11 protein-coding genes are annotated in these 14,373 nt (G+C 63.4%); 9 read left to right on the top strand and 2 right to left on the bottom strand.

Translation table 11 applies throughout. The annotated features are described in order from the left end of the window. Window positions 1-365 precede the first annotated feature (365 nt). A complete protein-coding gene (locus IVA80_RS01495) occupies window positions 366-1,784 on the bottom strand; it encodes a PLP-dependent aminotransferase family protein (RefSeq protein WP_247424875.1) in 1,419 nt (472 codons plus the stop codon). 282 nt (window positions 1,785-2,066) lie between these two features. Between IVA80_RS01495 and IVA80_RS01490 the strand changes: the two genes are divergently transcribed. The 4 genes from IVA80_RS01490 (at window position 2,067) to IVA80_RS01475 (ending at window position 6,798) form a co-directional block, all read left to right on the top strand. Then, window positions 2,067-3,377, top strand: a complete 1,311-nt coding sequence (locus tag IVA80_RS01490; RefSeq protein ID WP_247424871.1) for a hydroxymethylglutaryl-CoA reductase, degradative — start codon at window positions 2,067-2,069, stop codon at window positions 3,375-3,377. 136 nt (window positions 3,378-3,513) lie between these two features. Further along, the gene (locus tag IVA80_RS01485; protein WP_247424867.1) at window positions 3,514-4,743 is read left to right on the top strand and encodes a CoA transferase; all 1,230 of its coding nucleotides are present in this window, start codon (window positions 3,514-3,516) and stop codon (window positions 4,741-4,743) included. Beyond that, on the top strand, window positions 4,743-5,501 hold the full coding sequence (locus IVA80_RS01480; protein WP_247424864.1) for an enoyl-CoA hydratase/isomerase family protein: 759 nt from the start codon (window positions 4,743-4,745) through the stop codon (window positions 5,499-5,501). The genes IVA80_RS01485 and IVA80_RS01480 overlap by 1 nt, the downstream gene beginning before the upstream one ends. Before the next feature lie 64 nt (window positions 5,502-5,565). Beyond that, on the top strand, window positions 5,566-6,798 hold the full coding sequence (locus tag IVA80_RS01475; RefSeq protein WP_247424862.1) for an ABC transporter substrate-binding protein: 1,233 nt from the start codon (window positions 5,566-5,568) through the stop codon (window positions 6,796-6,798). Window positions 6,799-6,908: 110 nt separating this feature from the next. On the opposite strand, the gene IVA80_RS01470 is transcribed toward IVA80_RS01475, so the two are convergent. Next, a complete protein-coding gene (locus IVA80_RS01470; RefSeq protein ID WP_247424859.1) occupies window positions 6,909-7,769 on the bottom strand; it encodes a helix-turn-helix transcriptional regulator in 861 nt (286 codons plus the stop codon). Window positions 7,770-7,981: 212 nt separating this feature from the next. Here IVA80_RS01470 and IVA80_RS01465 point away from each other — a divergent pair, with 212 nt between their 5' ends. The 5 genes from IVA80_RS01465 to IVA80_RS01445 are packed head-to-tail and all read left to right on the top strand — an operon-like array spanning window position 7,982 to window position 14,367. Next, window positions 7,982-9,559: an ABC transporter substrate-binding protein gene (locus tag IVA80_RS01465; RefSeq protein WP_247424856.1), complete on the top strand. Its 1,578-nt coding sequence runs from the start codon at window positions 7,982-7,984 to the stop codon at window positions 9,557-9,559. After that, complete coding sequence (locus IVA80_RS01460) at window positions 9,556-10,557, top strand: ABC transporter permease (RefSeq protein WP_247424855.1); 1,002 nt, start codon at window positions 9,556-9,558, stop codon at window positions 10,555-10,557. The genes IVA80_RS01465 and IVA80_RS01460 overlap by 4 nt, the downstream gene beginning before the upstream one ends. Further along, window positions 10,557-11,390, top strand: coding sequence for an ABC transporter permease (locus IVA80_RS01455; protein WP_247424852.1), 834 nt, complete (start codon window positions 10,557-10,559; stop codon window positions 11,388-11,390). Before IVA80_RS01460 ends, IVA80_RS01455 begins: the two co-directional genes overlap by 1 nt. Beyond that, complete coding sequence (locus IVA80_RS01450) at window positions 11,387-13,075, top strand: ABC transporter ATP-binding protein (RefSeq protein WP_247424849.1); 1,689 nt, start codon at window positions 11,387-11,389, stop codon at window positions 13,073-13,075. The genes IVA80_RS01455 and IVA80_RS01450 overlap by 4 nt, the downstream gene beginning before the upstream one ends. Continuing rightward, the gene (locus tag IVA80_RS01445) at window positions 13,072-14,367 is read left to right on the top strand and encodes an ArgE/DapE family deacylase (RefSeq protein WP_247424846.1); all 1,296 of its coding nucleotides are present in this window, start codon (window positions 13,072-13,074) and stop codon (window positions 14,365-14,367) included. The genes IVA80_RS01450 and IVA80_RS01445 overlap by 4 nt, the downstream gene beginning before the upstream one ends. Window positions 14,368-14,373 lie beyond the last annotated feature (6 nt).

Raw genomic sequence — 14,373 nt, 5'->3', positions numbered from 1 at the left:
ATTCTAGGGAGGCTCGCTGGCGAACGGCACAGTGCTTTCGGCCTGCCGGGTAACGAGCTCTACAGCGTCTCGCCCGGCCACCCGCTCCAACAATTGGGGTATCGGTTGCGCGCGAGAAATGTCACTTTGATGGCGCCCAGGCGGCTGCGTCATGGGCAGATACGGTCATCGTGTTGAGGCGATGTCGTGTTATTTGCTCACGGCCGTCCAGCAGAAGTGATCACTCGGTCGATGTTGGGAAAGGTCTACGGCATCGATGCGGCTGTGGAGTATACAGTGGGAGGCGGACTACATATCCAGGTCGGGTGAGAGGATCAACTCGCCGAACAGTTTTGGGATGTCCATGGGTGGCCTGCGGGCAACCGCTATTGTCTTCGCCTGAACCGCTCGATCGACAATTGACGCAACAGAAATTCGTAGAATCTCGGGTTGTCGGCCCGTGAGACGTTGATGCGAATGGCCCGAGCAAGCGGGCTGTTCTTGTCGAGACAGAACAAGCTTCCGGGCGCGATAAAGATGCTCTCCTTCGCACCGTCGCGTGCGAGCTTCATGTCGTCCACGCCGTCCGGAAGCAGGAGGTAGACATAATAGCCGGCTTTGGCGCCGGAATAAATCCGAAGCCCCGCCCGTAACAAATCGGCCTGAACGCGGCTTGCTGCGGCTTCGGTCCGCTGCCCGAGCCTTTTGAGGTGCCTGTCGTAGTGGCCGTCGACGAGCAGGCGATGCAGCAGGCGCTCGACATGTCCGGAGCTGTTGACAGTGGTGAGCATCTTGAGCTCGGCGAGCGTCGCGATGCGGTCGCTGCGAGCTGCGATAAAGCCAGACCTCAAGCTCGCGGAGAGCGTTTTCGAGAAGGTCCCGATCGATATGACGTTGTTGAGCTGATCGAGCGTCGCCAGTCTGTTGGCCGCGCCCATGGGAAGGTCGGCGAACGGATCATCTTCGACGATCACGAGGTTGGATTGCATCGCCGCCTTTAGCACGGCATGTGCCACGGGAAGTGTGATCGAGCCGCCCGTCGGATTGTGTCCGAGGGACTGCGTGAAGAACAGTTTTGGGCGCTCCGTCTGGATCTTGGCCGTGAGGTCGTCAATATCGGGACCGTCGGGCGACCGACGGACGCCGACGATCCGGATTTGTGCAAGCGTGAGCTTTGCGAACAGAGGATAGTAGCCGGGCTCGTCGACAAGGACCGTATCGCCCGGCGACAGCATCGCCCGGATCACCAGGTCGAGGGCGTGGTTTGCGCCGAATGTGAGCAGAAGGCCGTTGTCCTTGACGGCAACTTGCTGCGCTTGGAGCCGCAACGCGATTTGCTGCCTGAGCGGAAGGAATCCGAGCGCAGATCCATAGGCGTCGGCATCGGCCGGCAGCATCCGTCCATTGCTGCTGAGGTAACGCTTGATCTCCGAGTGCTCGGTCCACGACGCGGGCGGCCGCCCATCGCCGACGCGGATCTCGAAATTCTGCGAGAGCTGGGCGTTCAGCAGCGAGGCGATGTCGACAGCTTCCGAGACGTGTCTCGGCCGGCCACCGTCATCGCCACGATAAATGATCACAAATCCAGAGCCGGCTTTGGCGGCGATTAGCTGGTCGAGGACGAGCCGGTCATAGGCTTCGATCACAGTGTTCTTGGAGATCCCAAACTCTGCAGATGCTTTTCTGATCGAGGGCAGGCGGCTGCCTTCCAGCATTGCGCCGGACAGGATTTGCGCACGCAGTCTATTCGCCAGTCCGCCCGCGAGCGTTGCTCCGTAGTCGCGTTGATCGGGCGCTCGCGCCAAGCAGTCTCTCCTCTCGGGTACGGTGTAGGACAGCTGTTCAGAAGTGTATCCTGAATTGACAGTAATCAGATGCTGTCCGGAGGTTCAATGGGGCGATTGTCAACGTGTCGCACGACCTCGAGCCGCAATATTGGGTGTTCCGAGTGACATAGCGCCAGGTCCGCCCACCCCCAACGATGGGTACAGTTGTGGACGGTATTTTCAAATTGTCCCTTTTGACCGCAGTGCGATGCTGCCTAACGTCGCTCCAACCGAAAAAACTTGTGGTGGGGAGACGCGGCAATGACCGGACCCGAGGCGGGACAGCAATCCCGAAACATCAACTCGCGCTTGGAAAACCTGCGCAACCTCTCGCCCGCGCAGCGGATGGGACGCGTGACCGAGGCGACCTCGCTTGGCGAGGTCGAGAGCAAGGCCTTTGGTGCTGGAGCGCTGCCGGTCGAACTCGCCAATGGCATGATCGAGAACGTCATTGGCACGTTCGAGCTGCCCGTCGGCATCGCCACCAATTTCACCGTGAATGGCCGCGACTATCTGGTTCCGATGGCGATCGAGGAACCCTCCGTCGTCGCGGCGGCATCGTACATGGCGCGCATCGTGCGCAAGAGTGGCGGCTTTCACACATCGAGCACCGGGCCGATCATGCGGGCGCAGGTGCAAGTGCTTGGCGTGACCGACGTCCACGGGGCCCGTGCGCGGGTGCTGAAGGAGCGCTCGGACATCATCGAGGCCGCCAATGCCAAGGACAAGGTACTGATCTCGCTCGGCGGGGGCTGCCGGAACATCGAGGTTCACATTTTCGAAGACACGCCGGTCGGCCCGATGCTCGCCGTGCATCTCATCGTCGACGTCCGTGACGCGATGGGCGCCAACACGGTCAACACGATGGCCGAGACCGTCGCGCCGATCGTCGAGCGGATCACTGGCGGTACGGTGCGCCTGCGCATCCTGTCGAATTACGCGGATCTGCGTATCGCTCGCGCCATGGTGTCGGTCACGCCGGACGCGTTGAACACCGACGAATTCAGCGGCGAGCGTGTCGCGCGCGGCATCGTTGAAGCCTGTGCGTTCGCGATCGTCGATCCCTACCGCGCGGCAACCCACAACAAGGGCATCATGAACGGCGTCGATCCCGTCGTCGTCGCAACAGGCAACGACTGGCGCGCTGTCGAGGCGGGCGCCCATGCCTGGGCGTCCCGCTCCGGCCGCTACACTTCACTGTCCAACTGGGAGCTCGACGGCAAGGGCAACCTCGTCGGGACGCTGGAAATGCCGATGGCGCTCGGTCTCGTCGGCGGCGCCACCAAGACTCATCCCGCCGCGCGCGCCGCACTGAAAATTCTCGGCGTGCAGAGCGCGCAGGAGCTCGCGGAGGTCACCGTCGCCGTCGGACTCGCCCAGAATATGGGTGCGCTGCGCGCGCTCGCGACGGAAGGCATTCAGAAGGGGCACATGGCGCTGCATGCCCGGAACATCGCGATCGTTGCAGGTGCCGCCGGCGACGAGATCGTAAGGGTTGCTGCCGTACTTGCTGCCGATCACGACGTGCGCGTCGACCGCGCCAAGGAGGTTTTGGAGAAGCTGCGTTCGTGAGGTGTCGATGCCTGCATGACGTGCAGGCATTTCGTCGCCTCGACGCATGGGTTCGAAAATGTATGTTCGGTGCTCACCCCCTTAAGCGAGATTGCGCGCCATGCCGGCGGGCGCTCGCGGGGGATGGGAGGATGATTTGAACAAAGAAGACATGGGCGGAAGCGCCACGCGCAGCGGCCCTCTCAAGAACGTCGTGGTTCTCGACATCACACGCGTCGTTGCAGGCCCGTTCTGCTCGATGCTGCTGGCCGATCTCGGCGCCACCGTGATCAAGGTGGAGCATCCCAGCGATCCCGACTATGCCAGGACGTTCCCGCCCTTCGTCGGCGACGAGCAGCTCAGCGCCTTCTTCACCCAGTTCAATCGCAACAAGCAGGGCATCACGCTCAATCTCAAATCCGAGGATGGCAAGGCGCTGCTGAAGAGGCTGATCCGCAAGGCCGACATTCTCGTCGAGAACTTCCGCCCCGGCACGATGGACAAGCTCGGCCTCGGCTATGAGGTGCTGCGTGCGGAAAATCCAAGGCTCATCTACACCGCCATCAGCGGCTTCGGCCGCACTGGGCCGAATTCGTCCAAGCCCGCCTATGACAATACCGGGCAGGCGGCGGGCGGATTGTGGTCGATGAACGGCTATGCCGAGATGCCGCCGGTTCGCGTCGGAACCATTATCGGCGATCTCGCCGCATCGCTCTATGCGGCCATCGGAACGTTGGCCGCGCTGCGCGAGGCCGAGAGCTCAGGCATCGGTCAGGTCGTCGACGTCTCGCAGCAGGATTCCGTTCTCACTCTGACCGAGAATGCGGTAGTCCGCTACACCGCCGAGAAGGACGTCGCGTCGCCACTCGGCAACGATCATCCGTTCGTGCGGCCTTACGGCCAGTTTCCCTGCAAGGACGGCTACGTCTTCTTCGGCGGCTACACCGACAAGTTTTGGACGATCACCTGCGCGCTGTTCGGCGAACCCGAGCGCGCCAAAGACCCCGAGATCGATACGATGGAGAAGCGTTTCGATTGCGTCGTCGCCGAGACTAAGGTCAAGCCGCTGCTGGAGCGCTGGTTCAGCCGCTACACCAAGGCGGAGCTCGAGGAGATGGCGGGCGACAAGATCCCGCTCAGTGCGATCAAGACCATTGCAGAGGTGGTCGAAGATCCGCATATCGCCGCGCGCAACATGATCGTCAATGTTCCCGTTGCGGGCAAGCTGATCGGCATGTTCGGCCAGCCGATCAAGCTGTCGGGAGGCGAGCCGTCATCGTTCGAGAAGGCGCCGCTGCCGGGTGAGCACAATGCCGAAATTCTCTCGCGTCTCGCGGACGTGACGCCCGAAGAGCTGGCTCACCTCAAGGCTTCGGGAGCGATTTGATGTCGATCGATTTCACTGGGGACGGCCATATAGCGACGGTCCGGATCAACCGGCCGGACAAGCTGAACGCCTTAACGCTCGCCATGTATGACGATCTCGGCCGCGCGTTCGTCGAGCTCAAGGACGACGACAAGATTCGCGTGGTGGTGCTGACGAGCGCGGGCGACCGGGCGTTCTGCGTCGGTGCCGATCTCACGGAGTCCATTCCAGCGCTGGCGTCCGACCGTTTCGATATCTCCGAGTGGGATTCGGCTCACATCAAGTTTCCCGGCTTCTTCAAGCCGGTCGTCAGCGCCGTCCGCGGGATGTGCATGGGCGGCGGCTTCGAGATCATGCTGGCGACGGATATCCGCGTCGCCGCGCGAAATGCGGTGTTCCAGCTGCCCGAGCCGAAGCACGGCTTCGTGCCGGCCGGTGGCACGCTGGTGCGGCTGGTCCGGCAGATCGGTTACGCGCATGCGATGGAGGTCATGCTGACGGCGCAGCGCTTCTCGGCGGACGACATGCTGGCCAAGGGTGTTGTCAACCACGTCGTCGATGCCGACAAGGTCGAACCGCTGGCCTACGAGTTGGCGGCTAAGATCGCCGCGCTCAGCCCGGTCGCGATCCAGACCATCAAGGAGGCCGCGCTGACGCTGCAGGACCTGCCGCTCACCGAAGCGTTCCGCATCGAGGCCCGGCTCGGCCAGCGCACTTTCACCAGCGAGGACGCCAAACGAGGTCTGGCCGCGTTCGCGAACAGGGTTGGCGACAAGTGACATCGCGGCCGTCTCGGTGGCTGCTGACAACGACAAGAAGACTTCATTGGAAAGGGGCAGGGCTATGAGACGATCCGAATTCGGTCTGCGTTATGTGGCGGGCGCTGCAGCAGGCCTGTTGCTGTGCACCAGCGCCGCTGCTGCGCAGAACGAGAAGGTTTCGGACGGCGTCGTCCGCATCGGGCTGATCGAGGACATGTCGGGCGTCTATGCAGACATCACGGGCAAGGGCGCGGTTACCGCCGCGCAAATGGCTGTCGAGGAGTTCGGCGGCAAGGTGCTGGGCATGCCGATCGAGATCGTCTCGGCGGATCATCAGAACAAGCCCGACATTGCCGCCAGCGCCGCGCGCAAATGGTTCGATACCGAGAAGGTCGATGCGATTCTCGACGTTGCATCCTCCTCGCCTGCTCTCGCCGTCCTCGAGATTGCCAAGGAGAAGAAAAAGATCATCACGCTGAGCTCGCCGGGCTCAACGCGGATTACCAACGAGGTCTGCGGTCCCTATGTGGCGCACTGGGCCTACGACACCTTTGCCATCGCCAACAGCACCGGGAAGGCGCTGGTCAGCCAGGGTTTCGACACCTGGTATTTCGTGACGGCCGACTACGCGTTCGGCCATGGCCTCGAAAAGGACACCGGCGAGGTCGTCACGGCCCTTGGCGGTAAAGTTCTCGGAAGCACGAAGCATCCCGTCGGCACTGCCGACTTCGCCTCCCTCCTACTGACCGCGCAGGGCTCCAAGGCCAAGGTCGTCGCCCTCGCCAACGCCGGCGGCGATACCATCAACTCGATCAAGCAGGCGGCGGAATTCGGTCTGACTTCGGGCGGACAGAAGCTTACAGCTCTGGCAGGCTTCATCAATGACGTCCACGGTCTCGGCCTTAAGGAGGCCAAGGGGTTGACGATCACCGAAGCCTCCTATTGGGACATGAACGACGACACGCGGAAATGGGCGAAGCGCTTTTACGCGACGATGAACGCCATGCCGAACATGCTGCAGACCGGGACCTATTCATCGGTCCTGCATTACCTCAAGGCTGTCCAGGCCGCAGGCACCGACCGCACTGAAGACGTGATGCAGAAGATGCGGGAGCTGCCGGTCAACGACGTCTTCTACAAGAACGGCAAGATCCGCGAGGACGGCCGCATGGTCCATGACATGTATCTGTTCGAGGTGAAAAGCCCGGAAGAATCCAAGGCACGCTGGGATTACTACAAGGTGCTTGCCACGATCCCTGCCGATCAGGCCTTCCAGCCCTTGTCGCAGTCGCGCTGCTCCCTGATCAAAAACTAGGGATGGTGACTGGAGCTGTCCAGCCGGCCTCATGACCGGGTGGACAGAGGCCGGTGGCGGAGCGCGTGTGCCGGAAGACCGGCGTGCGCATTTCTGCGAAGCGCCAGCGCCTAGCGCAGCACGACTTCCTGGTCGGTCCAACGAAGATAGTGCCGCGGTGCGGCGCCGAGTTCGCGTTTGAACATGGCAGCGAAAGCGCTCGGGCTGTCGTAACCCACGTCCAGCGCGACGCAAGTCACGGGTTCGCCTGCTCCCAGGCGGGCCAGGGCTTCCAGAAGCCGCACGCGCTGCCGCCACACTGAAAAGCTCTGGCCGGTCTCGCGGCGGAAGAGCCGCGTCAGTGTCCGCCGGCTGAGGCTGCATTTATCGGCCCAGTCGTCGAGCGTGAGGTCCGAGGAGGGGTCGCCGAGCACGGCCTTGCAGATCGCCGCAAGACGCGGGTCCAGCGGCACCTGCACGTGCAGTGTCACCTCCGGCATGCGCGCGATCTCGGTCAGCAGGAGTTCGACAAGCTTGCCGTCGCGACCGTTCTGGTCGTAGGTCTCCGGCATGCTCACTGCCTCGTCCATCAATGCCTCCACGAGCGAGGAGGCACGGATCAGGCGGCACATGTCCGACGATTCCCGTTCGCGATCGGGCGTGACATAGATCGTCTGCGCCTCCACTTCGCCCCAGGCGCGCGACTGGTGCACCACGCCAGCCGGAATCCACAGGCCATGGCCGGGCGGAACCACGAAATGACCGCGCTCGGTCATCATCGCCGTGACGCCCGTGACCTGAAGGATGAACTGGTCGCGACGATGCGCGTGCCGCGTGCTGGTGCTCTCGTTCGGATAGGTTGCGGTCATTGCGGCGACCGGCCGCGCAATCGTCTGAAGATGCCCGGCATAGTTTGCTGCAGCCGCCGGGCCCACCTGTTTGTTGCAGGTACGCAATTCGCCAGTGACATCTCGCCGCGCTACGACTTTCACGTGTCGTGAACTCCTTGATCAGGTCCTTTTCGCAAGGCTCTTATGCATCTTCCGGGCCAATATGGCCCGATCGCGACGATTGTTGTCCCCGATCAGGTAGCGCGGGACAGGAAGTTTGGCAAGAATGCGCTCAGCCAATGGCATTCGCAGAAACTGAATGCGAGGCTTTGGCGAACTCCATCTCACGTCGATATGCGGCCACGGAGAGCTCGATGAACAGACGCGAATTCACCCAGGCCATGCTGGCCGCCAGCGCCGCCATCCCGTTCGGCATCACGCGCGCAGCTGGCCAGACTCGCGGTGGAACGCTGAACACCATCATCCAGCCCGAGCCGCCGCTGCTGGTGACCGCCTTCAACCAGCAGCAGCCGACGCTGACGCTCGGCGGCAAGATCTACGAGAGCCTTCTGAAGTACAGCGCCGATTTGAAGCCGATGCCCGGCATGGCGCAGTCCTGGGAGATTTCGCCCGACGGCCTGACCTATACGTTCAAGCTGTTCCCCAACATCACCTTCCACGACGGCAAGCCGATGACGTCCGAGGATGTCGTGTTCAGCTGCATGAAGGTGCTGACCGAGACGCATCCGCGCGCGCGGCAGAATTTTGCACGCGTCGCCTCGGCCGAAGCGCCCGATCCGCTCACCGTCGTGTTCAAGCTCAAGCAGCCCTTCGCACCGTTCCTCGGCTGCTTCGACTGCACCTCGGCGCCAATCCTGCCCAAGCACATCTATGAAGGTACCGATTTCCGCAAGAACCCGCTCAACGACAAGGCGATCGGCACCGGCCCGTTCAAGCTGAAGGAGTGGGTGCGCGGCTCGCACGTGCATCTGGTGCGGCACGAGGGCTACTATCTCAAGAACCAGCCGTATCTCGACGAGATCATCTACCGGATCATCCCGGATTCGGCCTCGCGCGCGCTGGCGCTCGAGAACGGCACGGTGCAACTCGTGCAGTGGACCGACGTCGAGTTCTTCGACGTGCAGCGTTTCAGGGCGCAGAAGAATCTCGAGGTCACCACCAAGGGCTATGAATATTTCGCGCCGCATCAATGGCTCGAGATGAACAACCGCATCGCGCCGATGAACGACAAGCGCTTCCGCCAGGCGGTGATGCACCTGATCGACCGCGATGCGCTCGCAAAGCGCGTCTATTTCGGCAATGCCAAGGTCGCAACCGGCCCGATCTCGTCCAAGACGAAGTTCTATGACGGCAAGGTCAAGCGCTACGAGTTCTCGGTCGACAAGGCCAAGGCGCTGCTCGACGAGATGGGGTTGAAGCCCGATGCCAACGGCAAGCGGGCCGAGATCAAATATGTCGTGCCGCCCTACGGCGAATCCTATCAGCGCGCCGGCGAATTCTTCCGCCAGAGCTTTGCCCGCGTCGGTATCGATCTCGTTTTGGTCGGCACCGATATGGCAGGGTGGGCCGAGAAGGTCGGCAACTGGGACTACGAGATGACCCAGAACCTGCTTTACCAGCTCGGCGATCCCGCGCTCGGCGTCTCCCGCACCTATGTCTCGTCGAACATCAAGAAGGGCATTTTGTTCTCGAACACGGAGGGTTATTCCAACCCTGAGGTCGACAAGCTGTTCGACGAGGCCGCGGTCACGCTCGACGAGGCCAAGCGCCAGGAGCTCTATTCCAAGGTGCAGCAGATCCTGGTCGAGGACGTGCCGGTCGCCTGGACGCTGGAGCTCGAATATCCCGTCATCTACGACAAGGCGTTCAAGAACATCGTGTCGACCGGCATCGGTTCGCACGAAACCTTCGGGTCGGTCTACAAATCGTGATCCGTCCCGGCAGCGCGGCGACGGTCGGGCTGATGGCGCTGAGCCGGATCGCCCAGCTCGTCGCCGTCATCCTCGTCATCGCCACCTTCAATTTCGTGCTGGTGCGGGCCGCCCCCGGCGACCCCGCGCAGGTCATGGCGGGACAGTCCGGCGCGTCCGATCCAAAGCTGCTGGACGATCTGCGGAAAGAATATGGGCTTGACAAGCCCTACGCCGTGCAGCTCGCGAGCTATCTCGGCCGCGTGATCACGCTTGATCTCGGCTATTCCTATCGCCAGCGCCGTGCGGTGGTCGATCTCATTCTCGAACGCCTTCCGGCGACGCTGCTGCTGACGGTGACCGCCTTCTGCCTTGCGCTGCTGATCGGCACGACGCTGGGCGCACTTGCGGGTCTGGCAGCCGGCAGTGTGCTCGACACGGTCTTCACCGTGCTGTCGCTGGTGCTTTACGCGACGCCCGTGTTCTGGCTCGGGCTGATGCTCGTCTTGGTCTTCTCGGTCACGCTCGGCTGGCTGCCGCCATTCGGCTACGAGACCATCAACGTCAAGCTCTCGCCGCTGGAGCGTGTGCTCGATATTGCCCAGCATATGATCATGCCGGTGACCTCACTGGCGGCGATCTATCTGGCGATCTATGCTCGGCTGATGCGCTCCTCGATCATCGAGGTTGCCCAGCAGGATTTTATCAAGACCGCGCGCGCCAAGGGCCTGTCCGGCCCGAGCATCGTTCTCGGCCACATGCTGCGCAACGCGCTGGTGCCGGTCGTCACCGTGGCTGGCATGCAGGCCGGTGCGCTGGTCGGCGGGGCCGTCGTCATCGAGACCGTGTTCGCCTGGCCGGGCCTCGGGCGGCTCACCTTCGACGCGCTGCTTCAGCGCGACTATCCCGTGCTGCTCGGCATCTTCCTGATCCTGTCGATCGTCGTCATCGTCCTCAATCTCCTGACCGACCTGATCTACAAGTTGATCGACCCGCGCATGACGACGGGAGCAGCGTGATGGATGCGGTCCGCGCCTTCCTGCGTCATCCCTCAGGCATGGTCGGCCTCGTCGTGCTGCTCATCGTCGTGATCACGGCGATCATCGCACCCATCGTCTTCCCGGTCTCGCCCTGGGAAATGGTGAGTGCGCCCTTCACGCCGCCCGGCGAGGACGGGCTGCTGCTGGGCGGCGACACGCTTGGCCGCGATGTTGCGGCCGGCGTCGCCTATGGCGCGCGCGTCTCGCTCGTGATCGGCATCGCCTCGGCCATAGCGGCGATGGTGATCGGCGTCACGATCGGCGCGATCTCCGGCTATTTCGGCGGCAAGATCGATCTGGTGCTGATGCGGATGACGGAGCTGTTCCAGACCATCCCCGCCTTCGTGCTCGCGATCCTCTTGGTTGCGACCTTTAATCCGTCGTTGCTCACGATCATCCTGACCATCGGCGCGGTGAGCTGGCCGCCGCTGGCGCGCCTCACCCGCGCCGAGTTCCTGCGACTGCGTAACCGGGAGTTCGTCGAGGCGGCACTGTGCCAGGGCGAGGGCACCTTGCGCATCGTGCTCGGCCACATCCTGCCCAATGCGATCTCGCCGATACTGGTCGTGACCTCGCTGACGGTCGCAACCGCGATCCTGCTCGAAAGCGCGCTGTCCTTCATGGGGCTCGGCGACCCCAATCTGATGTCCTGGGGGTTCATGATCGGCGCCGGCCGTACGGTGATCCGCAATGCCTGGTGGATGAGCGTGTTTCCCGGACTCGCCATTCTCATCACCGTACTCGCGATCAATCTGTTCGGAGAAGGGTTATCCGACGTCCTCAACCCGCGTGTGTCGAGGCGCCGGTCATGAACGAAGCCATGCAGGCCAAGGTCCCTGTTCTGTCGGCCGAAAACCTCTCGATCGCACTGCCTGAAGGCGGCGATCGTCCCTTCGCGGTCGAGAACGTCTCCTTCGATGTCAAGCCGAACGAGGTCGTCTGCCTCGTCGGCGAGTCCGGCTCGGGCAAGTCGATGATCGCGCATGCGGTGCTGTCGCTGCTGCCGAAGAGCATAGCCGTCGCCTCGGGCGCTGTGACCGTTGCGAGGCAGAATCCGACCAAGCTCGACCGCCGCGCGCTGCGTCGCCTGCGCGGCGGCGAGGCCGCGATGATTTTTCAGGAGCCGTTGTCCTCGCTCAATCCGCTCAAGCGCGTCGGCAAGCAGATCGAGGAGATGATCCTCTCCCACCAGCGGCCGACGCCATCGGCGGCCGAGGTGCATGAGCGCGTGCAGCAGCTCTTCACGCAAGTGGGTCTGCCCAATCCAAAGCTGCTCGAAAAAAGCTATCCATTCGAGCTCTCCGGCGGCCAGCGCCAGCGGGTCATGATCGCGATGGCGATGGCGAACCGGCCGGCGCTCCTGATCGCGGACGAGCCGACCACCGCGCTCGACGTCACGACCCAGCGCCAGATCCTCCGCTTGATCGACGATCTCCGCCGCGACCGCGGCATGGGCGTGCTGCTGATCACCCACGACTTCGGCGTGGTTGCCGATGTCGCAGACCGCGTCGTGGTGCTGCGTCACGGCAAGGTGGTGGAGCAGGGCACGGTCGAGGAAGTCCTGCGCCATCCGAAGGAAGCCTACACCCGCGAGCTGATCGACGCAGTGCCGAAGGCGCGGCTCGACGACGTCCGTCACAAGACCATCCGCCCCGAGTCGCTGCTGGAGGTTGTTGGCCTTCACAAGACTTTCCGAGTCAAGCGCGGCTGGTTGCAGCCGCCGCGCGAGGTGGTCGCGGCCGACGGCATCTCGCTGACCTTGCACGAGGGCGAGACGCTCGCCGTGGTCGGCGAGTCCGGCTCCGGCAAGTCGACGCTCGGCCGCATGATCATGCGGCTGACCGAACCCGACGGCGGCGCCATCCGTTTCAATGGTCAGGATTTGCGTCAGCTGCGCGGCGAGGCGCTGCGCCAGGCGCGAAAACAGCTCCAGATCGTGTTCCAGGATCCGTTTGCCAGCCTCGATCCCCGCCAGAAGGTCGGCGATGCCATTGCGCGCGGCCCCATGGCCTATGGCACGTCGCGCGCGGAAGCGATGGAGCAGGCGAAGAAGCTGCTGGTCCGCGTCGGCCTGAACGTGGTCGCCGCCGATCGCTACCCCCACGAATTCTCCGGCGGCCAGCGCCAGCGCATCTGCATCGCGCGGGCGCTGGCGCTCAAGCCGCGCGTGCTGATCGCCGACGAGGCGGTGTCCGCGCTCGACGTCTCCGTGCAGGCCCAGGTGCTGGCGCTGCTCGCCGAGCTGCGTCAGGAGATGAAGCTCGCGATGATCTTCATCACCCATGATCTGCGTATCGCCGCCGAGATCGCCGACCGGGTCATCGTGCTCCGGAAGGGCCGCATCGTGGAGGAGGGCGCGACCGCCGACGTATTCACCGCGCCGCAGGCGGCCTACACCCGCGACCTGCTCGATGCGATCCCGGGCCGCGACTTTTTCGATCAGCCGGGCTTTGCGAGCGCGGCCGGCAAAATTCCGACAGCAAGGATGAGTTCATGACCGACCGCGTTCCCCTTCCAGCCGGCGCGCGTGAGCGCATCGAGGCCGCCGTGGATGCCGCCTTTGACCGGCAGATCGACACCACGATCGCGTTTACGGCCATCCCGAGCACGCGCGCGGCCGAAGCGCCCTGCCAGGACATGTTCGCAAAACTCCTGCGCGAGCGCGGCTATGAGGTCGACGACTGGGTCATCAATCAGGACGATCTCAAGACGCTGCCCGGCTACGGCCCGGTCGAGACCGATTTTTCGCGTGCACGCTCCGTCGTCGGGACCTACCGGCCGGCGAAGGAAGAGGGGCGCTCGCTGATCCTCCAAGGTCATTGCGACGTGGTACCTGCCGGTCCTCTCGACATGTGGAAGCGGCCGCCGTTCCAGCCCGTGGTCGAGAATGGCTGGCTCTATGGCCGTGGCGCCGGCGACATGAAGTCGGGCACCATCTCGGCGCTCTACGCGCTCGATGCGATCGAGGCCGCGGGCTACAAGCCCAAGGGCCGCATTCACCTGCAATCGGTGATCGAGGAGGAGAGCACCGGTCTCGGCGCGCTCTCGACGCTCCAGCGCGGCTACCGCGCCGATGCCTGCATCCTGCCGGAGCCGACCGACGAAAAACTGATGCGGGCCCAGGTCGGGGTGATCTGGTTCCGGCTGAAGGTGCGCGGAATACCCGTCCATGTCGCGCGCGCCGGCACCGGCTCGAATGCGATCAAGGCCGCCATTCATCTGATTCAGAAGCTCGAAGGTCTCGAAGCCGAGTGGAACGAGCGCGCCAAGACGCACCCCTCCTTCAAGTCGGTCGATCATCCGCTCAATTTCAATCCGGGCATCATCAAGGGCGGTGACTGGGCCTCCAGCGTTCCCGCCTGGTGCGACGTCGATTGCCGCATCGGCGTGCTGCCCGGCTGGAAGATCGCGGACGCCCAAGCCGAGATCGTGGATTTCGTTGCAAAGGCGGCGCGTTCGCATCCGTTCCTCGCCAACAACCCGCCGGAGATCGTCTGGTCGGGTTTCCTATCGCCGGGCTACGAGGCGACGGAGATTCAGGAGAGCGAAGCCGTGCTGGCTTCGGTCTACGAGCGTGTGTTCGGCCGCAGGCTGACGGATTTTTCGTCCACCGCGCTGACCGACGCACGCTTTTATGGGCTCGACTTCGGCGTTCCCGCCTTCTGCTTCGGTGCCAAGATGGAAGGCGCACACGGCTTCAACGAGCGCGTCGATCTCGCTTCGGTGAAGCGGGTCACCAAGGCGCTCGCGCTGTTCACCGCGAGTTGGTGCGGCATCGAGGCCAAGTAGTTCAAG

The sequence above is a fragment of the Bradyrhizobium sp. 139 genome (genome assembly GCF_023074175.1).
GTDB lineage: Bacteria > Pseudomonadota > Alphaproteobacteria > Rhizobiales > Xanthobacteraceae > Bradyrhizobium.
This window is presented reverse-complemented; position numbering and strand designations above follow the sequence as displayed.